19 protein-coding genes and 2 pseudogenes are annotated in these 24,496 nt (G+C 58.7%); 10 read left to right on the top strand and 11 right to left on the bottom strand.

Annotated features, from left to right (window positions below):
- Positions 1-445 precede the first annotated feature (445 nt).
- The 5 genes from SH664x_RS09095 to SH664x_RS09115 all read left to right on the top strand — a co-directional run bounded on the left by SH664x_RS09095 (position 446) and on the right by SH664x_RS09115 (position 5,181).
- Entirely contained in the window at positions 446-1,000 is a 555-nt protein-coding gene (locus tag SH664x_RS09095) for a sigma-70 family RNA polymerase sigma factor (protein ID WP_437206849.1), read from the top strand.
- Between the two features lie 54 nt (positions 1,001-1,054).
- Positions 1,055-2,773, top strand: coding sequence for a LamG-like jellyroll fold domain-containing protein (locus SH664x_RS09100; protein WP_437206851.1), 1,719 nt, complete (start codon positions 1,055-1,057; stop codon positions 2,771-2,773).
- Positions 2,774-2,907: 134 nt separating this feature from the next.
- A complete protein-coding gene (locus SH664x_RS09105; RefSeq protein WP_437206853.1) occupies positions 2,908-3,831 on the top strand; it encodes a DUF1559 family PulG-like putative transporter in 924 nt (307 codons plus the stop codon).
- A complete protein-coding gene (locus SH664x_RS09110) occupies positions 3,831-4,253 on the top strand; it encodes a hypothetical protein (RefSeq protein ID WP_437206855.1) in 423 nt (140 codons plus the stop codon). Before SH664x_RS09105 ends, SH664x_RS09110 begins: the two co-directional genes overlap by 1 nt.
- Positions 4,254-4,308: 55 nt before the next feature.
- Positions 4,309-5,181, top strand: coding sequence for a metallophosphoesterase (locus SH664x_RS09115; RefSeq protein WP_437206857.1), 873 nt, complete (start codon positions 4,309-4,311; stop codon positions 5,179-5,181).
- Between the two features lie 212 nt (positions 5,182-5,393).
- Here the strand turns inward: SH664x_RS09115 and SH664x_RS09120 are convergent, their stop codons facing one another.
- The 3 genes from SH664x_RS09120 to SH664x_RS09130 all read right to left on the bottom strand — a co-directional run bounded on the left by SH664x_RS09120 (position 5,394) and on the right by SH664x_RS09130 (position 9,405).
- Complete coding sequence (locus SH664x_RS09120; protein WP_437206859.1) at positions 5,394-5,708, bottom strand: DUF167 domain-containing protein; 315 nt, start codon at positions 5,706-5,708, stop codon at positions 5,394-5,396.
- 301 nt (positions 5,709-6,009) lie between these two features.
- Positions 6,010-7,491: an aldehyde dehydrogenase family protein gene (locus SH664x_RS09125; RefSeq protein ID WP_437206861.1), complete on the bottom strand. Its 1,482-nt coding sequence runs from the start codon at positions 7,489-7,491 to the stop codon at positions 6,010-6,012.
- 129 nt (positions 7,492-7,620) lie between these two features.
- Positions 7,621-9,405, bottom strand: a complete 1,785-nt coding sequence (locus SH664x_RS09130) for an aspartate kinase (protein ID WP_437206863.1) — start codon at positions 9,403-9,405, stop codon at positions 7,621-7,623.
- Between the two features lie 235 nt (positions 9,406-9,640).
- On the opposite strand from SH664x_RS09130, the gene SH664x_RS09135 reads away from it, so the two are divergent.
- Entirely contained in the window at positions 9,641-11,227 is a 1,587-nt protein-coding gene (locus SH664x_RS09135) for an aldehyde dehydrogenase (NADP(+)) (protein WP_437206865.1), read from the top strand.
- Between the two features lie 82 nt (positions 11,228-11,309).
- On the opposite strand, the gene SH664x_RS09140 is transcribed toward SH664x_RS09135, so the two are convergent.
- Entirely contained in the window at positions 11,310-13,433 is a 2,124-nt protein-coding gene (locus tag SH664x_RS09140) for an elongation factor G (protein WP_437206867.1), read from the bottom strand.
- A 349-nt stretch (positions 13,434-13,782) separates the two neighbouring features.
- On the bottom strand, positions 13,783-14,904 hold the full coding sequence (locus tag SH664x_RS09145; protein ID WP_437206869.1) for a serine hydrolase domain-containing protein: 1,122 nt from the start codon (positions 14,902-14,904) through the stop codon (positions 13,783-13,785).
- 207 nt (positions 14,905-15,111) lie between these two features.
- Here SH664x_RS09145 and purB point away from each other — a divergent pair, with 207 nt between their 5' ends.
- The 3 genes from purB to SH664x_RS09160 all read left to right on the top strand — a co-directional run bounded on the left by purB (position 15,112) and on the right by SH664x_RS09160 (position 19,437).
- Positions 15,112-16,542, top strand: coding sequence for an adenylosuccinate lyase (gene purB, locus SH664x_RS09150; RefSeq protein ID WP_437206871.1), 1,431 nt, complete (start codon positions 15,112-15,114; stop codon positions 16,540-16,542).
- Positions 16,543-16,928: 386 nt separating this feature from the next.
- The gene (locus SH664x_RS09155) at positions 16,929-18,374 is read left to right on the top strand and encodes a cytochrome-c peroxidase (protein WP_437206873.1); all 1,446 of its coding nucleotides are present in this window, start codon (positions 16,929-16,931) and stop codon (positions 18,372-18,374) included.
- A gap of 94 nt (positions 18,375-18,468) precedes the next feature.
- Positions 18,469-19,437: a DUF1559 family PulG-like putative transporter gene (locus SH664x_RS09160; protein ID WP_437206875.1), complete on the top strand. Its 969-nt coding sequence runs from the start codon at positions 18,469-18,471 to the stop codon at positions 19,435-19,437.
- Between the two features lie 21 nt (positions 19,438-19,458).
- Here the strand turns inward: SH664x_RS09160 and SH664x_RS09165 are convergent.
- Both SH664x_RS09165 and SH664x_RS09170 read right to left on the bottom strand, forming a co-directional pair.
- Positions 19,459-19,902: pseudogene (locus SH664x_RS09165) on the bottom strand (IS5 family transposase); the annotation flags it as partial.
- On the bottom strand, positions 19,848-20,297 hold the full coding sequence (locus SH664x_RS09170; RefSeq protein ID WP_437206877.1) for a transposase: 450 nt from the start codon (positions 20,295-20,297) through the stop codon (positions 19,848-19,850). The pseudogene SH664x_RS09165 and the gene SH664x_RS09170, both read right to left, overlap by 55 nt.
- A 79-nt stretch (positions 20,298-20,376) precedes the next feature.
- Between SH664x_RS09170 and SH664x_RS09175 the strand changes: the two genes are divergently transcribed.
- The gene (locus tag SH664x_RS09175; protein WP_437206879.1) at positions 20,377-20,721 is read left to right on the top strand and encodes a hypothetical protein; all 345 of its coding nucleotides are present in this window, start codon (positions 20,377-20,379) and stop codon (positions 20,719-20,721) included.
- Positions 20,722-20,750: 29 nt separating this feature from the next.
- Here SH664x_RS09175 and SH664x_RS09180 read toward each other — a convergent pair whose 3' ends face one another.
- From SH664x_RS09180 to SH664x_RS09195, 4 genes and pseudogenes are all read right to left on the bottom strand, one after another.
- Entirely contained in the window at positions 20,751-21,269 is a 519-nt protein-coding gene (locus SH664x_RS09180; protein ID WP_437206881.1) for an IS630 family transposase, read from the bottom strand.
- Positions 21,233-21,403 (bottom strand): annotated as a pseudogene (locus SH664x_RS09185) (hypothetical protein); the annotation flags it as partial. The gene SH664x_RS09180 and the pseudogene SH664x_RS09185, both read right to left, overlap by 37 nt.
- Before the next feature lie 743 nt (positions 21,404-22,146).
- The gene (locus SH664x_RS09190) at positions 22,147-23,631 is read right to left on the bottom strand and encodes a hypothetical protein (protein WP_437206883.1); all 1,485 of its coding nucleotides are present in this window, start codon (positions 23,629-23,631) and stop codon (positions 22,147-22,149) included.
- A gap of 148 nt (positions 23,632-23,779) precedes the next feature.
- Positions 23,780-24,472, bottom strand: a complete 693-nt coding sequence (locus tag SH664x_RS09195) for an acyltransferase (RefSeq protein WP_437206885.1) — start codon at positions 24,470-24,472, stop codon at positions 23,780-23,782.
- Positions 24,473-24,496: the final 24 nt, after the last annotated feature.

Here is a 24,496-nt window from a genome sequence, read left to right on the forward strand (position 1 = left end):
TCTGCGGGATGTGGCTGCCCGGTGCGTTGTGCTGTTTCGCACCGGGCGCACTCTCTGCCTCATTTCTGTCCAGATCGCTTTGGACCTGCCGTGCTTCCGCGCTCTTGCTGCCTGCACTGAAGCTGGCCTCCCTGGCCGTCGTCTCCTCGCTGCTGCTGCGCATGCAGCAACGGGCCCCCCTGCACCACTTCCCCCGACACACATCCATGCGTGCGGCGTGATCTTGCCCCATTGCATCAAAGAATCAATAGATTTGGAAATTTTTCTGCCTTGCTCTGTTTTTGTGGTCTCCCTCTGGGGTGGAACTGATATTTCCTAGAGCGACTCCACGATGTTGGGCGTACTGGTGACAGATCAGCGTCTTGTGATGGAATCGTGCAGAACCGTCACCCTGTTTCGCCGGGATCGGAGCCAGTGATTGCGAGTCACCCTGGAAGACCGTTGAATGCCACCTCACCTTGATGAGCTGATTCGTCGGACACAAGCTGGCGACGTCAATGCCTTTACGGAAGTTGTCAGGGCCTATCAGCGTGAACTTCGCGGCTGGTTGATTGCGCGTTGTCCGCCGGAAGCCGATGCGGACAGCTTGGCGCAGGAAGTCTTCCTGGATGCTTTCCATCGGATCGGAGAATTCACTCCGGGGACGGATTTTCGCGCCTGGATCTTCGCCATCTGCAGATATCGCCTGCTCGGGGAATGTACCCGCATCAAGCGGCGGCTGGACTACCGCAGCAAGTGCCTTTCCAACGTCATGCTTCTGGGGCTGGAGAATCGAATTCAGGACGAGGAGCCGCTGCGGCTCGATTACCTGAGAGAGTGTCTGGCAAATCTGGCGCAGCCGGTTCGGGAACTTCTCGAATGGCGGTACCGGGACGAGCTCTCCCTGATCGAAATTGCGGCTCGGGCAAATCGTTCGCTGGCAGCGACGAAAAAGTCGCTCTCCATCGTTCGGGCCAAGCTTCGAGAGTGTGTCTTGCGGAGACTGTCTCTGAACAGCTGAGGGGACGGGGCAATCCTGGGGTGATCCCGTATCTGGAAGGGCAGAGGAGTGGCGGTGAACGAGCAAAACGAGCAATTTGATCGGCTCTGGACCGACTATCTGGAAGGGGAGCTGGACGCCGACGGGGTGGCCGCGCTCGATTCCCTGCTGCTGGCGTCGGAAGATCTCCGCAACAGAGCCCTCGATCTGTACGGAGAACATCGACTGCTGGGCTGGTTGCTCAAGCAGGATGATGAGTCGCAATTCGTTGCAGCCACTTCGAACCTCTTGCATCAGGATGCAGGTCAATTCGTTGCCCGCGTGCAGGAACGTGTTCTGCAGAAGCTGGGGCGGGTCCCCGATCGAAATTCGATGGGCGCCTGCGAGATCAATTTGTCAGAGATTCACCTGCTGAAGAGTCGACGTCGGATTGCCACGATCGCGATGGCTCTGGGGGTCCTGGTCGCTGTTGGATGGATGGGTTGGATTGCCGCGAAGAACTCATCGCCCTTGGCAAAGACCGTCCCGCCCGCAGTACCGCTTCCTGAGGAACTGGCACTCACAGCGTTTCCGCCAACCGCCATCGCCCTCCTGGTCAACGAAGACCGCGCCCGGTTTGCCAGCCGGCCGAATTCAGAACCAGTCGTCTTCCCGGCGGGAGACTACGAACTCTCTGAAGGGATCGTGCATCTGCGATTTTCCAGTGGAGCGGACGTCGTCATTCCCGCACCGGCGCAATTCTCGATTGAAGACGGACTCAACATACAGCTCACCCGGGGGACGATCCGTGCGGTCGTGCCGCCGAGTGCCCACGGCTTCACCGTCGGAACCCCTGATGTGCTGTACGAAGACCTCGGAACCGAGTTCGGTATCACGGTCCAGCCAGATCGGGACGTCAACGAAGTGCATATCTTTGACGGTGAAGTGGATGTCAAGTCACCTCAGGGTGAGTTGCTTGCATCCCTCAAATACGGAGAGTCTGCTCGCGTCAGTCAGGGGCGCATTGTGGGCTCAGCGGAGCCTGTCGATCCGGATCAATTTCCGACTCCTGAAGCGATCCGATTCGGAATGTGGAAGGCCACACGAGAGGCCCTTGCCCGCGATCCGGATCTGCTCTGTTACTTCCCCTTTGAGACAGGGGCTGACGAAACGGTCCTGAAGGACGCCACGGGGCATCTCGATGGCGAGATTCAAGGGGCACGCTGGGTGACCGGCCGGTGGCCCGGAAAACAGGCTTTGCTGTTCGATCGACGCGGCGACCGCGTGACCCTCGAGATTCCAGGCGAGTACCGTCAGCTGACCATTGCCACCTGGCTCTGGGTTGATCGAATCGATCACTCGCTGAACGCCATTTTCAACACAGTAGACTGGACTTCAGAAGGAATCCACTTTCAATTCACCCGTCAGGCGCATCCGCATATTGGGTTTTACGGCAACGAGAACTACAAGTTTCCACCGGGGACGACCACGCGGCTGCAGGTCCCCAGGGGCCGATGGTGCCATCTGTGTGCGGTCATTAACCTCGACGAGCACCGCGCTGATGTCTATCTCGACGGCACCTTCGCGCATCACACCCCGATTGCAACCAGTGTGACGCATCTCCGTCCTGGCAGGTGCTCCGTGGGAGGGTGGATTAATCCTCACGGACATCCGGAAAGCACTGAACGCAGCTTATGTGGCCGCATTGACGAATTCACGATCTGGAAACGGGCGCTGACGGCGGACGAAGTCCTGCAGTGTGCGAAAAAGGGGCAGCCCGCTCCGGAGAATGTCATGTCTTTGTCGGCCGAATAACAATCCCCGTCTCTGCGCCTGCAGGGCGAAATCGATTCGTCATTGTTTGTTCTGTGTGTGTGTCACTCTCTCTCTGATTTCTCACTTCATGCCGGTTTCCAGTGATGTCGTGTTCGCATCCAGAAGGGTCCACCATGCCACTCTTTTCTCGAAAAATATGTCGCGCGTTTACGCTGATTGAATTGCTTGTCGTCATTGCGATCATTGCGGTTCTGATCGCATTGCTGTTGCCGGCAGTTCAACAGGCGCGAGAGGCTGCTCGCCGGTCCGCCTGCAAAAACAACATGAAGCAACTGGGGCTCGCCTTTCACAACTATCACGATGCCTATGGCCAGTTCCCGCCCGGCTGGATCGGACGACGCACCAATTACGATCCCGGTTCGCCAAACTGGTGCACAGGAAACAGCAATAAGCATCAGGCTCCCTGGACAGTGCTGATTCTGCCTTATCTGGAGCAGACCGGCGTCTACAACAACTTCGATCTCGATCTCCCCTTTTCCGCAGATGGGAACGAGACTCCTATGCCGAACGCCGCGGCACAAGTTCCGATGCCCATCTATCTTTGCCCCAGTGATGTCTCGATCCTGGTCCCGGTTCACCTGAGCTATATCGGTGTCATGGGCGGGGGGGAGCCGGATTGCTCCAACGGATCCGGGCTGCGGGTCTTCAGCCGGGCGGGAGTGCTCTATGCCAATTCCAGCATCAAATTCCGGGATCTGAATGACGGTTCGAGCAATGTCTACATTGTTGGGGAATCCGCCTATTTTCCCGATGCCATGTCGATACCCAACCGCGGGTGGGCTTCCAGTCCCAAGATGACAGCCAGTGCGCTCCCGCTGGTGAACGCCGTGGCTCTGGATCAGATTAACATCAATCTGGGCGTTCCCACGCCGGCCACTTACAACTCCCGTGGCTTCAGCAGTCATCACACCGGCGGGTGTCACATGCTCTACTGCGATGGGTCGGTGCGGTTCATGAGTCAGAACATCGATCTGGCAACGTATCAGAATCTGGCGAACCGTGACGATGCCCTGCCGATCGGCGGAGGTGGATTCTAATGCGGGCCAATGACCATCTGTGGAGGTGCCCCAACATCCTGCTGATGTTGTTGAGTGCGCTCGCGCTTCAGGGGTGCAATCCCGATTCGGGAGGGGCGTTTCAACGTTTTGATCTCACCGGGACTGTCATCTATGATCAGAAGCCTGTCCCGGTGGGGATCATTCGTTTTCTTCCGGATCAGAGTAAAGGGAACCAGGGCCCGGGGAGCAGCTGCCGAATTGTGGACGGAAAGTATCAGACGCCCCCCGGCCAGGGAGCGGTCTCCGGCGATGTGATTGTGCAGATTCTGGGATTTGCCAATCAGAAAGAGTTCGAACATGGCGAGCGGCCGCTCTTTCCCCAATATCAGACGGAGGCCTTGATCCCCAAGCAGGGAGGCACGATGGATTTCAACGTCCCCCTTCACCAGAAGTCGAAATGAGTTTCTCGTCCTGATGAGACACCAATCACAGATGGGGCTTCCGTCGAAAGGATGCTTGAAGCGACGCACGTTCGTGCAAACGGGCGGGTTGTTGCTTCTCGCTCCGTTCGTGGGGCCGCGAGATCTTCTGATTGCCGAGGACGGTGCTGGCAAGCCTGCGGTGCGCATTGGCCTGCTGACGGATGTGCATTACGCGGACAAAGACCGCCGCAACAACCGGTACTACCGAGAGAGTGTCGCGAAGATCGAGGAGGCGGGTGAGTGCTTTCGCAGCCAGAACGTCGACTTCATCGTGGAACTGGGCGATCTGATCGATTCGTTAATGAATCCTGAGCATGACCGCCATCAACTCACGACGATCGATTCCAAGCTCGCTGAAATCCATCCGGAGCGTCATTACGTCCTCGGCAACCACTGTGTGGAATCGCTCTCGAAACGGGAGTTTCTGGATCAGGTCCAGCAGGCGGCATCCTATTATTCATTTGACCGTGGGAATGTGCATTTTATCGTATTGGATGCCTGTTTTCGCAGCGACGGGGAGCCGTATCACCGTGAGAATTTCCGTTGGAATGACTCCCTGATTCCAGCGGAAGAGCTGGAATGGCTGCGAACAGACCTGGCCTCAACCTCGCTTTCCACTGTGGTGTTCGTCCATCAGCGAATCGACGTCAAGCCTCCCTACGGAATCCACAATGCTCCGGAGGTGCGGCGCATCCTTTCCGAGTCCGGAAAGGTCCGTGCGGTCTTTCAGGGGCATAGCCACCGGAATGATGTCAACGAGATCGATGGGGTGCATTACTGCACGCTCCAGGCTGTGATCGAAGGAACCGGAGCAGACAATAACAGCTACGGCATCCTCGACGTCTATACGGACGGTCGACTTCACCTCCAGGGGTACCGAAGACAGCAGACGCGGGATTTCATTTAGAGGCGTCTGCTTAGACCGTCGTTCTCCACTGCATCGGCGGGCCCGTCTGAACCGCGATGTCGTCCGGCAACACATTTTGCCCGCCCCTACCGTTCTTGTTGGCCGTTCGGCCGGACGTGATTTGATCGCCCGCTGCAGGACCTTCATCGCCCTCCGAGTTGCACAACAAGGTGTGTTTGAACGTGCCATCAACACGGCACCCAAGCAGAAGGTCACGAGGCGTCGAGCTGGTCGAGTCTTCGCTGAACATCAGCGCGAGACAGACCGGTAATCAGGATCATTTTTCGGGAGCCCATCTGTCCAGAGGTGACCGACAGCTGAGACTTCGCAATGTCCAATGCTTTCGCCAGCACCTTCAGGATCTCCTGATTCGCTTTCCCCTTCTCCGCCACCTGCGTGACCGCCACCTTCAGCCGGCCGTCATGAATGCCTTGAATCTGATTCCTGCGGGAGCCGGGCTGTCCCTGAACCGGCAGCAGCACCCCAGTGGGGGTCTCGATCAGCTCAATCGGCGATGGTCTGTTCATCTGACTCGTACGCAACTGGGACCTTTAACTGTCTGCAGGCGACAATTGGCTGTGCCACCACGCGAAATGTTGGGTGCGCGGGCACCGGGCAGAGCAACCTGCTCTCCACCCGGGAATTCGGAGTGGGACTGTCCCGAAATGGAAACCGCTCAGGCTTCGAAAAACCTGAGCGGCTCGAAAATCGGTTGTTCCACACTTGCTGGGAAGGCCCGCCCTGCGGAAGCAAACATTTCGACCGGCGAAATGCTGGCTGAACGGGGACTGGAAAGTGCAACCTGCCTCCAACAGGGATTGGTCCGCCTTAGTCGTCGAGACTCACGGTGACGGTCTTCAGTTCGGTGTAGTTGTTGAGTGCCGCAGCGCCGAGTTCGCGTCCCATGCCGGACATCTTGAATCCACCGAACGGAGCGGCTGCATCAAAGACATCGTAGCAGTTCACCCAAACGGTCCCGGCCCGCACCGAGGAGGCAATCTTGTGGGCCTTGGCGACATCACGGGTCCAGACCGCAGCAGCCAGGCCGTAGTTGGTCTTGTTGGCCCGTTCGACAACTTCATCGATACTCCGGAAGGGGAGCACGCTGAGTACCGGGCCAAAGATTTCGTCCGTGGCGATAGCCATGTCATCGGTGACGTTATCGAAGATCGTGGGCTCGATGAAGAACCCTTTGTCGCCGTGACGCTTGCCGCCGGTGACACACTTCGCACCGGCCTGATTGCCCCGGTCGATGTAGTCCATGATCTTGTTGAACTGATCGCGGTCGACCTGCGGGCCCTGTGTGGTCGCCGGGTCGAACGGATCTCCCAGCTTGCGGCTCTGGGCGCGAGCCACGAGCCGTTCGACGAAGTCCTTGTGCACCTTCTCTTCGACGAAGAGGCGGCTGCCGGCACAGCAGCATTGGCCCTGATTGAAGAACAGACCAAACTCGGCGCCGACCACTGCGGCTTCCTGATCGGCATCGGCGAACACGATGTTCGGGCTCTTGCCTCCCAGTTCGAAGGTGATCCGCTTCAGGGTTTGTGACGCATCCCGCATAATGATCTGTGCGGTCTCCGTCGACCCGGTGAAGGCAATTTTATCGACGTCCGGATGCTTGACGATCGCGGCCCCTGCATCGCCGAAGCCGGTGACAATGTTGATCACCCCGGCCGGAATTCCGGCTTCGAGTGCCAGTTCTGCCAGCCGCAGACAGGTCAGCGGCGTCTGCTCGGCCGGTTTCATGACGATGGTACATCCGGCAGCCAAAGCCGGTCCCCATTTCCAGGCCACCATCAACGCCGGGAAGTTCCAGGGAATAATCTGTCCGCAGACACCGACCGCTTCACGACGGGTGTAGCTGAAATAGTTGCCGCGCACCGGCAACGTCTCGCCACAGATCTTGTCCGCCCAACCGGCATAGTACCGGAGGCAGTCGATCACGCCGGGAATGTCACCGTTCAGCGAATCGCCAATCGGCTTTCCGTTGTCGAGCGTTTCGAGCGCAGCCAGTTCAACAATGTTCTTTTCGATGAGATCAGCCAGCTTGCCGATCAGGGCTCCGCGGTCACGGGCGTCCATGGTCCGCCATGGTCCGGTTTCGAATGCCTTGCGGGCCGCCTTGACCGCCAGATCCACATCCGCAGCATTCCCTTTGGCGACGTCGGCAATCTTTTCTTCGGTTGCCGGGTGATAGGTGGCGAATGTTTCACCGCTGACGGAATCCCGCCATTGGCCATCGATCAGCAACTGCGTCCGGCGAACTTCTGGAAGCTTGACCTTTTCTTTCGAGGCTTGCAGCACCGACATCTCTGACTCCCTAGGGGGGCGACCATCGTGATGACACGACGGTGTACGCTGATATGAACATTTCTGATTGCATTGAACCGCATTCCGTGCGGGCGGTCAACTGGTTGCCGCGTTGAAAAGCAACTTCCCTCACGAAACGTTGAAAGCCGCCTTCAAAGCCTGAAATCCGGCGGGTCCCTGCTCCGGCGCGACGACGGCGCTCATGCAGATTTCGCTGGTATTGATGAGCTGAATGTTGATCCCGGCGTCTGCCAGAGCGGTGAACATTTTTTCTCCCACTCCGGTATGCGTCCGCAGGCCGATTCCGGTGACACTCAGCTTGGCGATGCTTGGCTTCACGATGTAGCTCGCTTCCGGCCAGTTTGACAGGAAGCGATCCAGAACGCTCTGGCAGGCGGCGATTTCGCTGGATGGAATCGTGAACGAGACCTCTGCCTGGCGGCTATGGCTGACATTCTGGACGATCATGTCGACCATCACATTGCCATTCGCCACCGCGGTAAAGAGCTTCGTGCAGGAGCCGGGGACATCGGGAATGTTGCGGACGGTCACTAACGCCTGGCTTTCGTCGAGCAGGACGTCGCTGACGACAATGTCCTCCATGCTCGCGAGCCGTTTGACGACCGCCTGCAGCACATCCCCACCGTCGAGCTTCTGTTTTGCCGAGCGTGATTCGTTCGTGCATCCGATCGAAGGGACCGCGGCATCCGCAGCGTCCATATGGAACCCGCGATGCACCGCCTGCAGCGCCGCGTCACAACGGCTCCGGTCGACCAGCACGGAGATTTTGATTTCACTGGTCGTGATCATTTCCAGATTGATTTCCTGATCGGAAAGTGACTGGAACATTTGTGCCGCCACACCGGAATGGGTCAGCATCCCGCTGCCGACGACGGAAACCTTGGAGACGTGCGTCCCACTCCGGACGAAGCCGGCACCGAGCTCTTTGACGGCTGCTTCTGCAGCAGTGAGCGTTTCGGCGAGATCTCCTTCGGGAACGGTGAAGGTCACTTCGGCCAGTCCATTTGTGGCCACATTCTGGACCACCATATCGACAGGGATTTTGCGAGCTCCCATATTGGCGAAAATGGTTTTCATGACTCCCGGCACGTCCGGTAGCTCACCCAGCGTCACCCGGGCTTCGTTCCGGGCCATGGCCAGACCGGTCACGATCCGCGCTTCACTGCGATCGGAGATCAAGGTGCCGGCACCATCGTTGAAAGAGGGACGAACCCGCAGCGGCACCCGGAATTTCTTGGCGAACTCGATGGAACGGGAGTGCATCACCCCCGCGCCGAGGCTGGCAAGCTCCAGCATTTCATCGTAAGAAACTTCGTGAATCTTGCGGGCTTCACGGACGGCACGCGGGTCGGTGGTGAAGACCCCTTCCACGTCGGTATAGATCTCGCATTCCGTGGCCTGCAGTGCGGCTGCCAGAGCGGTCGCGGTGGTGTCACTGCCTCCCCGTCCCAGCGTGGTGATGTTGAACAGATCGTCGATTCCCTGAAAGCCGCAGGCGACAACAATCTCGCCGTTGTCGAGATGACGACGGATCCGGTCCGTCGAGATCGAACGGATCCGCGCCTTGGAAAACGTCGAATCAGTCACAATGCCGATCTGTCCGCCGGTCAAGCTGACCGCCTTTTCACCCAGCGCGTGAATCGACATCGCCACCAGTGCGACCGCTTCCTGCTCGCCGGTCGAGAGCAGCATGTCCATCTCGCGAGCGGAGGGTTTGTCAGAAATTTCCTCCGCGAGCCGAACCAGTTCATCGGTTTTATGGCCTCGCGCGGAAACCACCATCACGACCTGATGGCCCGCCTGTTTGGCAGCCACAGCCCGACGGGCGGCAGACTGAATCTTCTCGGCAGTGGCGACGCTGGTGCCGCCGAACTTCTGGACGACGATCGACATGAATTCAACTTCCCATCAATTGGCGGTCGGCATGACAAAGTGTGAAACAGCCAGTTCACCGACCGAATTTCAAGCGAAGGAGGATAGCAGAGCGACCGGAGAAAAATCGAATCCAGCCTGAATGGAATTCTCAGGGAAGGGGTTTCGCTGATTCTTACCAGGTGTCGCTCCCGCCCTCTATAATCAACGGCTGGAACCCGGGCTGTCTGATTCGAATCGAAGGGGAGGAGCGGTAATGGCGGTTGAACCTGTCCTGCTGAATGGAGAATGGAGACATTCGAGAGGAACAAAAACGTTTCGCCCGTTTAATCCTGCCCGACGGGAGGCGCTCCCCTTCGAGTTCCCGGTCAGTCCCTGGGAAGAGGTGGAATTTGCCTTACAGATCGCCGCCGACGCCTTTCAGCAGGTCCGGAACTGGCCCGGAGAGCGTTTTGCCCTGTTTCTCGAGGCGTACGCCCGTCAGGTCGAAGCCCGGGCTTCCGAGCTGATCGAAACCGCCCACCTCGAAACGGCGCTCCCGGTTTCGCCACGCTTGAAGGATGCAGAACTCCCCCGCACGATTTCCCAGCTGAAGCAGGGGGCCGCCGCCTGTCGCGAAGGAAGCTGGGGACTGCCGACGATCGACACCGCCGCCAACATCCGCTCGATCCTGGCCCCCATCGGCCCGGTAGCGGTGTTCGGCCCCAATAATTTTCCATTCGCGTTTAACAGCATCGCCGGAGGTGATTTTGTCGCGGCGGTGGCTGCGGGCAATCCGGTGTTGGCGAAGGGACATACGACTCACCCCCGCACCACGCAACTCTTCGCCGAGGCAGCCTTCGCCGCCGCCCGTGAAACCGACATGCCGCCGGGATTCATTCAACTGATCTATCGTACGTCACACGAGGATGGGGCGAGGCTGGTGTCCCATCCGCTGCTGGGGGCCACCGGCTACACCGGGGGGCGACACGCGGGGCTGACCTTGAAGGAGGCTGCTGACCGAGTCGGCAAGCCCATCTATCTGGAGTTGTCGAGTATCAACCCGGTGGTGATTCTGCCGGGTGCGGTCGCCGAACGAGGGGAGGCTCTCGTGAATGAACTTGTCACCAGCGCTCTCATGGGAGCCGGACAGTTCTGTACCAATCCGGCCTCGATTTTCATGCTGGCCAGTCCCGCGACGGATTCGTTTATCGAACAAGTGGCATCGCGCTACGATGCTGCGACGCCGGGGACGTTGCTGGGAGAAGGGGTAGAGCAAGCGTTGCGGGCGGGGATTGTTGCCCTGCAGCAGGCCGGGGCCATTCGGGTCACGGAGAAATCGGGGGGGGAGAAAGAACGGTGTGCGGTCGCCAATACCTTGCTGCGGGTCAGCGGCAGCCTGTTCCTCGAAAATCCCCATGCTCTCCAGACCGAAGCCTTCGGGAATTGCACGCTCGTCGTCGTCGCGGCGGATGAATCTGAGTTGCTGCAAGTACTGCGGGCACTGGAAGGGAATCTGACGGGTTGCATCTATTCCCATTCGCAGGGAGCGGACGATGCCTTGTACGCCAAAATCGAGCCGGAACTGCGGCAGCGGGTGGGCCGATTGCTGAATGACAAAATGCCGACCGGCGTGGCTGTCAGCCCGGCGATGAATCATGGCGGGCCGTTCCCATCCACGGGGCATCCGGGCTTTACGGCCGTCGGCATCCCGGCATCGCTGCGACGGTTTGCCATGCTGCAGTGCTATGACAACGTCCGTGAATCGCGGTTGCCTCCGCTCCTGAAAAATGAAAATCCGGGTGAACGGGCGTGGCGGCTGATCGACGGACAATGGACCCGCGACAGTCTCCCGACTTCATGATCCTGCGGAGGGGAGAGCGCGCTGCACGAGCCGAATCAACGATTCGCGGAACGGATCGCCGTGCGTCCCGTTTGCCCGGAACTCAGGTGGCATGCCCATTGGAGGAATGGCCGTTCGTTGAAGCGGCAGCGATGATCTTCTGCTGTTCGTTGGGGGGGACCAGTTCGTAGTGGCCAAATTCCATCGTGAAGGAGCCATGTCCCCCCGTCATGCTCGACAGTGAACGGGCATAGGTCATGACTTCACTGAGCGGTGCCTTGGCGTGGATCATGGTAAACCCGCCCGGGACTTCCTCCATCCCCTCCATGCGCCCCCTTCGCGTGTTCAGATCACCGGTGACGTCACCGATGCGCGAGTTCGGCACGGTGATTTCCAGTTGCATGATCGGCTCCAGCAGAGCCGGTTTCGCCTGCAGAAACAGCTCCTTGAAGCACGTACTCGCAGCGATTCGGAAGGCGGTTTCATTGCTGTCCACGGGATGGTCCTTGCCGAAGAACAGCTCGACCACCACATCCTGAACCTGACAGCCGGCAATCACCCCCTGTGTCATCTTTTCCCGGATCCCCTTTTCCACCGCGGGGATGTACTGATTGGGAACAGAGCCGCCACTGACCCGATCCACAAAGCAGAAGTTGATGGCTGGGTCGTAATGGTAGGACCGCAGGCTTTCGAAACGGTCCTTCACGAAGTACGTCTCCGGATCGATGCCCGCCGGGCAGTGTGAGACACGCAGATGCACTTCGGCAAACTGGCCGGACCCGCCCGATTGCTTCTTGTGGCGATAACTGCCTTCAGCGCTCCCATTCACCGTTTCCCGATAAGCGATCTTGGGCTGATGAATCAGCACGTCGACCTTTTCCCGATTGTGCAACCGGTTCTGGATCAGTTGCAGATGCAGCTCACTCATCCCCTCGATGACCATCTCGTGGGTCTGCTCTTCGCGATGAACCTTGAACGTTGGATCTTCTTCCTCAATCTTGTGCAGGGCATTGGAGATCTTGGCCTGATCCGCCCGGCTTTTCGGTTCGACAGCCAGTCCGAACATCGGTCGCGGAAATGCCATCGGCGGAGTCGTGATGCTGTCCGAGCCGTCCGAAATGGTGTCGCCGGTGTGCAGTTCGTCCACTTTGACAACCGCAGCCAGATTTCCGGCAATCGCTTCGTCGACCGCTTCGTACTGGCCCCCCTGAACGTCCATGAGCTGGTGGATCTTGATGGTCTTCTTCGTTCCGACCACGTGAATATTGGAATCCTTTTTCAGAGTCCCTGAAAAAATCCGCAGGTAACTGATGCGGGAAACGAAGGGATCGATTCTCGTCTTCACGACTTGAGCGACAAGGGGCCCATTCGGATCAGGATCGATGACCAGATCTTTCCCCTCCTTCAGAACATGCCGCTTCAATTGGGCGGGTGACGGGGCATAGCGGGCGATGCCGTCCATCAGCTCCGTCACGCCGATATCGGATTTCACCGCGGTGCAGAAGACAGGAATCAGCGTTCCCGCCACGATCGCCTTACGGATGGCACAGTCGATTTCTGCCGGCGACAGCTGTTCCCCATCGAGATAACGCAGCATCAGTTCTTCATTCGCTTCCACAGCGGCATCGAGCACCTGCTGGTGGGCCTGTCGAGGATCGATCGCGGCATCCACAGGAATCTGTTCGGGGAGGTGAACGGTATCGAGGACTCCGTGAATCTCCGCTCCCGTTCCCAATGGAATCGTCATAAATGCGCAGGCGTTGCCGAACTGCTCACGGATCTGCTCCAGCAGTCCGGGGAGGTCAACGTTTTCTCCATCACATTTGTTGACGACCAAAAACCGGGCCAGCCCCCGATTCCCCGCATGTTGAAAGGATTTCCGCGTATTGACCTCGATTCCGTGTGGGGCGTTGATCGTGATGAGAACGGTCTCCGCGGCATGCAGGGCACCGATCACTTGTCCCACGAAGTCGGGCATTCCCGGGGCGTCGATCAGATTGATGCGGGCGTTTTCATGTTCGAAGTGACAGATGTGGGAGGTAATCGAGTGATGTCGCTGCTTCTCATCTTCATCGATATCGAGCAGGCTGGTCCCTTCATCGGGGGAACCGATCCGCTTGTTCACTCCCGCCTTGTAAAGCATCAGATCGGCCAGTGAAGTCTTTCCCGTCGCTCCATGGCCGACGAGAACAATGTTGCGCAGTTCATCCACCGGGTGCCTGGGCATGAGAATCTCCTGATGAAAAAGAGAAATCCGCATGCAGCGGATCGGGGCGGGAATCAGCTTGTCGGCCGGCAGCATGCTCGCGGACCACACGACAGAGTCGGAAGGTGACCACCGGTCGGGAGCCGGGATGGAAGAATTCCGTCGAAGCCGGGTCAGGCTCCAGAGTCGGGTCAGCAAAGTCAGCCAGCAAGCTCATGGCGGAGAACCCTCCGAGCATGCAACGACGTTGATCAGCGACGACTGATGCAACTCTGACTCTCGCAGATCCCGCTCGAAAACTCAAACGGTTTTCCACGTCACTGCTACAAAAGAGGCCGTTTGCTCGGAACCTCCGGGAGGGCTCGTGGTTTCAGTGCTGCCGCGTGAGCCCCAGATCCTCGTAGATCGCGGAGTTGTAGTCACGAAATCTCTGATCGTGCTGTTTGTCGCCGGGAAGTCCGTTCGCCACCATACTGACGACCACTTGGTTCTCCGGATCTGCGAAGCCGATCGATGACTGTGCGCCCCCATGTCCGAACGAACTTTCGCCGGCGAATCGACCAAACCCGTAGGGAATTGTCTCAGCGCCGTAGCGGTTGGAGTTCACAATCAGTCCCAGTCCGAAGTCCACCTGATGCTGAAACGATTCATCCAGCAATCCTTCGCGCTGGCGGCTCGTCATGGCGGAGATGGTTTCCGGCTGCAGAATCGTTTCGCCGGCAGGTGAAGTTCCGCCGCGGAGGAGCATTTCATAGAACCGGCCCAGTTCCCGGATCGGTCCCCGCATCGATGCTCCCGGTGAGGGCCGGGTACAGGCGAGCCGCTCGTGGCTGTGCGTCGGAGTGAACTCCCCCTCCTTGACGTTGTAATTCCGGCCGATACGGAGTGCTGAGTTCTCCCAGACTTCTGTTGGCATCGCCATCCGGCTCTGGTTCATCTCGAGCGGCGTCAGAATTTCATCCTGGACGACCTGTTCAATCGGCTTGCCGGTCACCCGCTGCAACATCTCCCCCAGAATGAACCAGCTGCGTCCGGGATCGTAGGCCGCCCGTTTCCCGGGCTCCCAGTCCCGCTGCAGGGGGGACTGACAGACTTTCTCGATAATTTCATCCCAGCTGCGCTGAGGCCAACCGGTCAGAATCGGTCGCAGACCGACCGTGTGTGTCAGCAGATGCCACGGCGTGACCCGCTCTTTGCCGTTCTGCGCGAATTCCGGAATCACCTCCGCCACGGGCTGATCGAGGTCGAATTCTCCACTCTCGACATGCCGCAGGAACGCAACGGCAGTGATCGGCTTGCCCGCGCTCAGCCACAGCATCCAATGGTCCGTGGTTAGGGGCACATCCGGTTCATTCTCGCCGAGAGCGATGTCGGCAACGACCTGTCCGCGGTGCGAGACATACAGCTGAACACCCGGTTGCTGTCGTTCTGAGATCCCCTGCTCGATGAGGTGGATCGTCCGGGGCAGGCTGGCAGCGGCGGAAACAGACATGAACGGAGCAACAATCGCTGATGAGTGGTCGGTCGGTCAGGGGGGAGAACCTATGATCGATGCAATCGGCCGATTCTTCAAGGTCGCTGCGGAACCTTCAGAGTACGAGCCCGCAACCTGGCCCTTTGCCTGCCGGCAGGTCCATTCCCATCACGAGTCTGAAACCATACAACAGAAGAAAACCCTGAACCCCGGAGCTTTGTCAGCGTGTCGCACTCGATCTACCAGAATCCCCTGAATACCCGTTACGCCTCGCAGGAAATGAGCCGGATCTGGTCGGCTCAAACCAAGCATTCCACGTGGCGGAAGCTGTGGGTGGCGCTCGCGGAAGCGGAACAGGAGCTCGGTCTTGAAATCTCGGATGCGCAGCTGGCCGAACTCCGTTCGCAGGTGGACAACATCGATTTCGAAGCAGCGGCCCGCTACGAGAAGCAGGTGCGGCACGACGTCATGGCCCACGTGCACGCCTATGGCGATGTCTGCCCGCAATCGGCGGGAATCATTCACTGGGGGGCGACCTCCTGTTATGTCACCGACAATTCCGAACTGATGCAGATGCGGGACAGCCTGCAGCTCGTCCGTAAGCGGCTGGTGCAGGTGATCGACCGGTTGGCAAAGTTCGCAGCGGAGTACCGCGATCTCCCCTGTCTGGGCTTCACCCATCTGCAACCGGCCCAGCCGACCACGGTCGGCAAACGGGCGACATTATGGTGCTACGATCTCGTTCTGGATCTGGAGGAAGTCGAACATCGACTTGCCTCGCTGAAATTTCGCGGGGCAAAAGGGACCACCGGCACGCAGGCGACCTTCCTGACGCTCTTCGAGGGCAACCACGAGAAGGTTCGACAGCTCGATCGACGGGTCGCAGAGAAGATGGGCTTCGCAGAAACGTATGCCGTGACAGGGCAAACGTACTCTCGCAAGGTCGACGCGCAGGTCCTGGCGACGTTAAGCGGGATCGGCCAGTCCGCTCATAAGGCTGCCAGCGATTTGCGACTGCTGCAGAGCTGGAAAGAAATCGAGGAGCCGAAAGAGGACAAGCAGATCGGGTCCTCGGCGATGGCCTACAAACGGAATCCGATGCGGGCAGAGCGGATCTGTGCCCTGGCCCGCTTTGCGATGAGTCTTGCGGAGAACGGCGACCAGACCGCTGCCGTGCAGTGGATGGAACGGACCCTCGACGACAGTGCCAATCGCCGCCTGTCGATGCCGCAATCGTTTCTCGCCATCGATGCCGTTCTGATTCTGTACCGCAATATTGTCGAGGGACTTGAGGTCTATCCCAAAGTCATCGCCCGTCGACTTTCCGAAGAGTTGCCGTTTATGGCGACGGAAGAAATTCTGATGGCCGGAGTGCTCGCCGGGGGAGACCGACAGGTGCTGCACGAGCACGTGCGTGTGCATAGTGTCGAAGCCGCGAAGCAAGTTAAGCAGGAAGGGCTGGCGAACGACCTATTGTCGCGGCTGGCGGGAGATCCGCTGTTCGCCAAGGTCGACCTGACGGGAGCACTGGATGCAAGACGATTTGTCGGCCGCGCTCCAGAGCAGGTCGACGAGTTTGTCGGAGAAATTGTCCAGCCGATTCGTGACCGGTACGCCGGTGATCTTAATTCGCAGGCTGAAGAAATCCGGGTGTGATCCGCACGGAATCTGCCGCTTGCAGGGGAAGGGGCTTCTTCTGCAGCGGCCAGGTTTCGTCCCGCAGCCTCACGATCGGCAGTTCTCTCGAAGCCGTCGACGACGCTCGCCCCGGGGCGCCGATCGACTTCTCTACCGACGGACCTTCGAGTCGCTTCCCGAACGCGTTGCCTCAGTCCTTCATCGGCGGTGAGCAAGGCCCGCTGCGGCGTCAGCTCGGCGGGGACAGAAAATTGCTTGCACGCATCGCTGCCCAGCTGGGTAGCACCGCCGGTTCCCGGACCTGGGAAGCCCCTTTCCTTGCGGCGGTTTGATGCACGAAATCGTCTGTTTTTCTCTGATTTGACTTGAGTATCGTTCGGCGGCAACTAAACTCTCCAGCATAGTTGAGACTGAGTCTCAGTCGCGAGGTATTTCCCTCGGGTTACTATCTCCAGTATTCATCTGACATTGCGATTGTGAACATCGTGCGGGTCTCCATCCGGAATCTGTCGACCGTTCTTTTCAACGCGGTCGCCACACTGCTCGTGGCCGTGATTGCCGTCCGGGCAGATGAGCCGTCAGTTCCGTCCGACGCCGCTGCAGAAAAAGCTGCCCCGGCACCGGTGGCCACACCTCCGCGGACGACTCGCATTCAAGGCCGCAGCGGCTTCTTCGAGCGTGTCCCGGCGCGACCGGTCGAAACCCCCGAGCAACTCCGCGAACGAACCCAAAAGCTGCGAGAGCAATACCAGTCCCCCCCGGCGGAATGGCCCGCCCCTTTCGTGGACGAGGGGGTTCAATGGACAGAACTCGGACCTCTCCCCGCTCCCCAGCACCCCGAATCAAATGCCCCGTCGCGGAAAAAAATCAGCCTGGGAATGACGCTGTTCTTCGATCCGCGCGTTTCGCACAGCGGAGAAATGGCCTGCGCTTCGTGCCATGACCCTGACCTGGGATGGGCTGATGGCAAAACCGTTTCGTTTGGTCTCGGCCGATCTCCGTTGCGCCGCAACGCTCCCTCGGTCATGAATGCAGGTCTTTCCCCGACGCTCTTCTGGGATGGTCGAGCTGTGTCGCTGGAGGATCAGGCGGTGCAGGTTCTGACGAACCCCGAGGAAATGGGGAGCAGTGAAGAATTACTCGAGACACGGCTATCGGCAATCCCTGAGTACCGTGAAGCGTTTGCAGAGGTCTTTGGTGATTCCGAAGTCACACTGGAGAGGGTGGCCCAGGCGCTCGCCTGCTTCGAGCGGACTCTGGTGGGCGGACGATCTCCTTTCGATGCATTCCTGCGGGGAAAGCATGAACAGCTTTCCGACTCCGCCATCCGCGGTCTGGATCTGTTCCGTCGCGAGGCCCGCTGTCTGAACTGTCACCACGGTCCGCTGCTGACCGACCATCAGTTTCATGATGTCGGACTCAGCTACTATGGCCGGAAGTATGAAGATCTGGGGCGCTACGCCATCACGCAGGCAGCGGAGGACGTCGGCAAATTCCGGACCCCCACGCTGCGGAACGTCGCCCGGACCCAGCCTTCGATGCACAACGGGCTCTTCGACCTCGATGGTGTGCTGCGCATGTACAACATGGGCATGCCGACCCTCACTCCGAAAGTCGAACAGCAGGACGATCCGCTGTTTCCCAAAAAATCGCCGCTTCTCAAACCCTTGGGGCTGAATGCCCAGGATCTTGAGGATCTCGAAGCGTTTCTGGCTGCCCTGTCAGAACCACGCTCCCGGATCCGCCCCCCCCGCCTTCCAGGAATCACTGCCGAATCTCAAGAGTCCGCTTCTGAAAGCCTTGACGTCAGCAAGGCGCAGCCAGCATCTCCGAGCGACACAGCCCCTTAATCACGTCAACCGTTTCTGGTTGCCTGTTGAGGTGGTGACTGCTCTGCCAGCCACACTGCGGAATCGAACGTCTATTCACTGTGTGGAAACCACTATGCGCGTTGCATTCAACTATCGAATTCATCAGCCCCAGCGGGGCCGTTCCGGTTTTACTCTGATCGAGCTGCTGGTCGTCATTGCCATCATTGCCGTGCTCATCGCCATGCTGTTGCCGGCTGTGCAGCAGGCCCGTGAGGCCGCCCGACGCAACCAGTGCAAGAACAACCTGCACCAGATCGGACTCGGGTTTCACAACTTTGAGTCAACGCGTGGCTTCTTCCCGGGCTCCATGACAGCTGCCACAATCTCCAACAATGGCACGCACTACTGGGGAGCCCAGATTCTCCCCTATCTGGACAGCAACCCGCTGGCAGAGATTTATGACTACGACGTCAGCTATATCCATTACAACAACGCCCAGGCGATTGGCTACCACCTGCCGTATCATGTCTGCCCCAGCGATCCGGAAGGTTTCCGTTACAACGAAGGTGTTGGAACCAAGAATACCGCTCCGGAAGGGAGCCCGGAGCGGGCCAATGGCTGGAATGCTTCTGTCACCGACTACATCGGGGCGCAGGGGATCAACGCCAATATCCAGTTTTCCATGACTCCTCCGAAGTCGACCGAAACATTCTTTATCGGTGGGGGAAAGCTGCGGTATGCCCGGGATCTGGTCGACGGGATGTCCAACTCCATTATGTTGATGGAATCGGCTGGCCGGCCCAATGTTTATCTGAAGGGCGGACGGATCGGCAACGGCAAAAACTCCCTTTCCGGCTGGGCGGAATCTGTTCCCTGGTCCATTAATGCCTACACGACGGACGGTGTGGCTGCGACCGCCGCGAACAGGGGAAGCTGCCTCGTCAACTGCATCAACACCCGATCGGCCTACAGCTTCCATGCGGGAACCGCCAATATTCTGCTCGCAGATGGTTCCGTCCGCGGTGTCGCCGAGAATATCGCCATCGAGTCGATGGTGGCACTGCTGACGATTGATGCCGGTGACATTCTGGGTGAATTCTAAATAGAACCTCCTGAGCCAGTTTCACACCCCTTTGAGGATGGAGTACAGGCAAGCTAAGTGAACGAAGCCTTCGAACAGTTCCGCGTCGTATTCCCACCGGGTGATCAGGCGGCGGCAGTTCTGCAGCCCACTGAACGTGCGCTCGATCCGATAACGGGGTTCATAATGCCGCAACGAGCGACCGTCCTGCACCGGCGGCCTGGCCCGGTTGTCGCGGTGCGGGCAGATCAACTCGATCCCCCGGGCCTGCAGATGGTCGCGCAGCCAGTCGGCGTCGGCAGCCTTGTCGTAGAGCAGACGCTGCGGCTTGCCATGCGGAGGACGCTGATCGATCAGCGTTTCGATCGTGGTCACTTCGCTGTGATTGGCTGCAGTCGTGTACGCCGAGAGTGGTGTCCCTTGTCCGTCAGTCAGGAGGAGGATGCGGGTTCCGTTTCCACGATGACAACGTCCCACGTCGTCCCCCCCTTTTTTGCCCGTGCAAACGAGCCATCACCGATCGCTTCTTCCCAATCGATGCCGCGTTGCTGGAGCAGTTTGCTGAGCAGGCGGTCCCAGGCTGCCCGGAAGATTCCGTTGCGGGTCCAGTCCCGATGCCGACGCCAGCAGGTGGCTGGCGAGGGGTACCGTTCTGGTAGATCTTTCCAACGGGCTCCTGTAATTAATACCCAGAAAATCCCTTCCAAGCACTCGCGGGAGGAACGCGAAGGCCTACCCCCACGCGGTCCCACCGGCAGATCCGGGAACAGGTCTGCAATCAGAAGCCATTGTGCGTCAGAGAGAAAAGGTTTGGGGGCCGTCCTGGACCCTGTCCTGTTCGGCCGACGTTTTGCTGGCCGTTTCGACAGGGTGATGAGCATGGGTGTCTCTTTTTACCCTGGTTACAGGCAAACCCCTTGCCAATCCTGTTCAGTATCTTGAAGGTTGTGAAAATGGCTCATGGCATTATCAATGACAATTCACGGAATGGCTACCGCAACACTTGCCGCCTTGCCACTGACAGCGTCGGTGTGGTTCGTGATATGGCTAGACGCCAAAAAGATTAATACACGCAATCGCATATGGTTCATCGCGACCACTTTCATAACGTCGACCGCCTATTCGGCAGCCTTAATTGCGACGGTGTGCGCCGCCGCATGGTATGCTGTGGGAGCCGAGTTCTTTTGCGCTGCAATCCGCGATGGAGTAACGGTGCTGGATTTTATGCCTGCGTGGATTTTTATTCTTGGTTCCGTGCTGTGGATATTACGCGTTTCTAGACAAGTAATAAACAAACAGCACTAAATAGAACCTCAACGTCACCGGAGTGAGATTTATGCTGCTTTGGCGAAGGAGTGTCGCATGTCGAGGTAGTGATTGTTATTCACCTCGAACCATTCATACGCCTGGTCGATGAGCTCTTCCAAAGTCTGGCATTTGTGGTTTCTCGTGATCGTCTTGTGCAGGTGCCACCAGACCCGTTCAAGGAGATTTGTCTGCGGGGCATCCTTGGGCAGAAAGTGGATCTGAATCCGGTGGCGCCACTCCCGCAGGGACGCCTGCACTGCCCGTGAGTCGTGAAATCTGGCGTTGTCGCAAATAACGTGAATCTTCCGAGAGCCCCTGAGCCGGAAACGCAGGTTGTCCAGATGGGCCAGAAACTGGAGAGTGTTTCGTCGCCAGTGAGGACGACTCACCAGCAAGGTCCCGGTGCCCCAGATCAGCGAGCGGGCGACATGGCATTTGCGATTGTTTCCGGGAGTGACGACCTCGGCCTGCTGGCCTTTCCGCATCCACATGCTCCCGATCTTCGGGTTCAGGTTGGGATCCACTTCATCCTGAAAGACGGCCACCTCCTGGGGGACAGAGAGTCCAGCAGCAGCTGAATTCGCGGGAATTTCTCTGCATGTTCAGGGTCCACAGACCCCACGACCGGCCGGGGCCGACGCCAGACCAACCCCAGCCGGTGCAGGCTCCGGCGGATGGTTTCACCGCTGAGCCCAGTCCGGTTTCAAACGCCAGCAGGTGAGCGAGCGTCTCACACGACCACTGGGAGCGAAAATATCCAAAGTCACGGGGCGTGTGTTGCGGCACCCAGCGCAGGACCTGTGTCATCCAGACTGGAAAAGAACGCTGCGGAGACGGTTGTTGCAGAACAGCAGCGACTCCCCCTTGCATGAACAATTTCGACGTGGCCGAAATCAGGTCGAAGCTGCAAAACAGCACGGTTCTGATCTGTTGCCAGGTCAGAACCTGGGCCCGGAGCAGAACAAGATGAGCCCGTCGAGAAGTGGAGAGATCGGCTCCAGAGCGAGACGCCTGCAAAAGCATCTTGCGCTCCTGAGCTGTGAGCTGGAGACTGCCATCCATGGCTTGGCTCCTCGGACAGGGTTGTGTGAGAACTTCCCCAACCGTAGACCCAGCCTGTTTTCGTTCCTACACCAATCGGAAACGACACTCCGAAAACGATGTGGAGCTATTTAGGCAACCCCAGAAGCCAACTTTCCAGACTACGCTTTCGACATCGGACAACCCCTCCCCAGTTGTCCAGAATAAGAGGCTCCCCTGTCCGAAAAACACGAAGCAGGTCAGTGAGCCATCAGCTGATCAAGATTTGCGCATTGACCATATTACTTGATGGTCCGATGGAGGGGCTGCCTGCTGGTGAACCTCAGAAGTGGCCAATCGCTGATGGGTGTATTTTGCAGCGGATCCACGGGAAAAGTTCGCCTATTGCGACAGCCGTTCGAGGGCCTTAACTCCTTCAGTCGCAATAACATCTCCCCCCGGAGGGGCCAGGGGAGGGCGGAAGTTGATTCCGTTTCGCGCCGAGTAGCGGTAGAAGTACGAACTCATGTATTCCCGATCGGCGATGTTCGGACCGTCGGGAATGTAACCAAGCCCGTGATTGGCATAGCCGCAGGGAATCGTCAGCGGCAGCGAAGAGCCGGCCCGGATCTGGCGGCCGATGCCCAGAAAGGGTTCGCAGGGAATCCCCACCAGTCCCACGTCCCCCACTCGCATCACCCAGAGCTGCACGGGGTAAATGGTCGGCAGTGCAGGCGAAGAATTGGAAGTGTGCCATTCCAGAGCTGCGAGATACCAGTTACGAACCGGTTCCATCAGCCCGGCGCGGTACTGCGGTGAAAGGTCATGGGGGAAATTCATTCCAACGCAGAACAGTGCCTCTTCATCCCCAGAACGTGCGCGACGAATGAACTCTTCAATTTCCGCGAGATCCTGTTGGAGTTCTTTTATCGGAGGGAGTGGAGCCAAGGGGAGTTCGGCCACGGTCGTTTCAAATGCCAGATCATTGCGGTCGGATTTGCGGAGCTGCGTGACGGCCTGCAAGCAGCTCTCCGCCAGCAGCTCTCCAAACTCGGTGGCCCGTTTCACGCCTCCCCGGAACATCTCTTTGGAATTGACGTCACCGGCGCACCCCTGAAAAAACGCCACCGGAATCGGCTGCGGTGTTCCCAGCGACCGGCCAAGAATGTCGCAGGCAACCTGTGGGTAATCACCAAAGACGACGGGATTTTCCGGGGAAAAACTGGTGACAGGATGCCCCGTGAACTGGATCCAGGCAGCGACCGGCTCGCCAGCCAGATTCTTGAAAACCACGATCGGAGCCTGCGGATCAATGTCTCCCCGGAAATCAGTCGCAACCCGGACGCGATCTTCCTCCCGCATTAAAAACGTGGATCCGTCTGCGCGGCGCCCCTTCCGATTGTAAGTGATGCGATCTTCATGACCGACACCCCACCAGACTTCGACCGGCTGCAACTGGGAGGGCAACTCGCGGACAGCTTTCAGCAGTTCGTTGAGCAGTTCGGCGCCGATATCGTTCAGGGTGTCGGAGGTTCCTTCGGCGACCAGCGAGGTATCGCTATGATTGTGCGACGAAAAGAGGATGACGCAGTCTTCGGGAATTTTCAGCTCGGAACTTAATGCCCGGCGAATGATCTGCAGGGCTCCTCCGCTCATGTTGATCCAGTCGGTATTGACGCAGCAGAGGGTCGTGTCCGCATCCTGCAGCAGCGTGACGGTCGCTTTCAGAGGACCGGCGATTTCGGCCTTTTTGGGGAGCTTCGCCGAGTTGGATTTAATCACTTCACGCGGAGTGATGCCGAAGCGTTTAGCCGCCAGACGCAAAGGGGCCGGCTTGCCGTCCGCTGCTGTTGCCGGCAGCGGAGCAACGGCCAGAAGAAGCATCACCCCGGCGCAGATCCGGTGGAGAACTCTGGACAAGGAGAATGCATCGAGAGCTGGGGGCAGACCAGTTTCAATCGGCGAGTGATTCATGTGGAACCGTGTTTCATTCTGGCTGGGTGGGGAGATGCGGGACCGAGGCGAGTGCGAACCTTCAGGCCGGTCCTGTGTCTGGCTGCGAGGTCCACGTTTCAGGCAGCCGGCCGCCTGCTTCGCGTCCCCACAAATCCGATGAATTCATGAGCAGCTCGGAGATGTTCTCCTCCGGAATGTTTTCGGGGAGTGGCCGCAACCGCATGGGAACTCCCAGGGCCAGCGTGCGGGGAGGCACGTCTTTGTTAACCAGAGTCCCTGCGGCCACCATGGCCCCTGCCCCGATGGTGACTCCCGGACAGACGGTGACATGTCCGCCGATGGCAGCCCCCTGTTCGATGCGTGCCCCCCGCACGGGGGCGCGCTGCCGCATCGGGTATTTGTCGTTGAGGAACACGGTCCCCGGGCCGACGAAGACCAGGTCTCCAATCACTGTCGTGCTGGGAAGGTAGACATGGGCCATGATCTTGACCGAGTGACCGATCCGCACTTTCCCTTCCAGTGTGGACTGATGCAGGATGACAACTCCGTCACCGATGACGCATTGGGCACGAATAATAACGGAATGCCCGCAGGTAAACCGGTTCCCAATGACGGTGTCGGCATAGATGACACTGCCGGAGCGAATCACCGCGTCGTCTCCAATCGTCGTCGGAGCGGTCCAGCCTGGATATTCGTAGCCGAGCAGCACAAGCGGATCAATCTCCGCACGCTGGCCACAGAGAACATTCGATCGGACATTTTCTGTTTGCATGAGGGTCTTAAACAGGAGGGTGTC

The sequence above is a fragment of the Planctomicrobium aquicomposti genome (assembly GCF_051466325.1).
GTDB lineage: Bacteria > Planctomycetota > Planctomycetia > Planctomycetales > Planctomycetaceae > Planctomicrobium.

Excerpts from the sequence above, each read along its gene's own strand:
- SH664x_RS09095 (WP_437206849.1), top strand. The coding sequence starts at position 446 with ATGCCACCTCACCTTGATGAGCTGATTCGTCGGACACAAGCTGGCGAC.
- SH664x_RS09105 (WP_437206853.1), top strand. The coding sequence starts at position 2,908 with ATGCCACTCTTTTCTCGAAAAATATGTCGCGCGTTTACGCTGATTGAA.
- SH664x_RS09110 (WP_437206855.1), top strand. The coding sequence starts at position 3,831 with ATGCGGGCCAATGACCATCTGTGGAGGTGCCCCAACATCCTGCTGATG.
- SH664x_RS09120 (WP_437206859.1), bottom strand. The coding sequence starts at position 5,708 with ATGAACAGACCATCGCCGATTGAGCTGATCGAGACCCCCACTGGGGTG.
- SH664x_RS09125 (WP_437206861.1), bottom strand. The coding sequence starts at position 7,491 with ATGTCGGTGCTGCAAGCCTCGAAAGAAAAGGTCAAGCTTCCAGAAGTT.
- SH664x_RS09130 (WP_437206863.1), bottom strand. The coding sequence starts at position 9,405 with ATGTCGATCGTCGTCCAGAAGTTCGGCGGCACCAGCGTCGCCACTGCC.
- SH664x_RS09135 (WP_437206865.1), top strand. The coding sequence starts at position 9,641 with ATGGCGGTTGAACCTGTCCTGCTGAATGGAGAATGGAGACATTCGAGA.
- SH664x_RS09140 (WP_437206867.1), bottom strand. The coding sequence starts at position 13,433 with ATGCCCAGGCACCCGGTGGATGAACTGCGCAACATTGTTCTCGTCGGC.
- SH664x_RS09145 (WP_437206869.1), bottom strand. The coding sequence starts at position 14,904 with ATGTCTGTTTCCGCCGCTGCCAGCCTGCCCCGGACGATCCACCTCATC.
- SH664x_RS09160 (WP_437206875.1), top strand. The coding sequence starts at position 18,469 with ATGCGCGTTGCATTCAACTATCGAATTCATCAGCCCCAGCGGGGCCGT.
- SH664x_RS09170 (WP_437206877.1), bottom strand. The coding sequence starts at position 20,297 with ATGCTCATCACCCTGTCGAAACGGCCAGCAAAACGTCGGCCGAACAGG.
- SH664x_RS09175 (WP_437206879.1), top strand. The coding sequence starts at position 20,377 with ATGGCATTATCAATGACAATTCACGGAATGGCTACCGCAACACTTGCC.
- SH664x_RS09195 (WP_437206885.1), bottom strand. The coding sequence starts at position 24,472 with ATGCAAACAGAAAATGTCCGATCGAATGTTCTCTGTGGCCAGCGTGCG.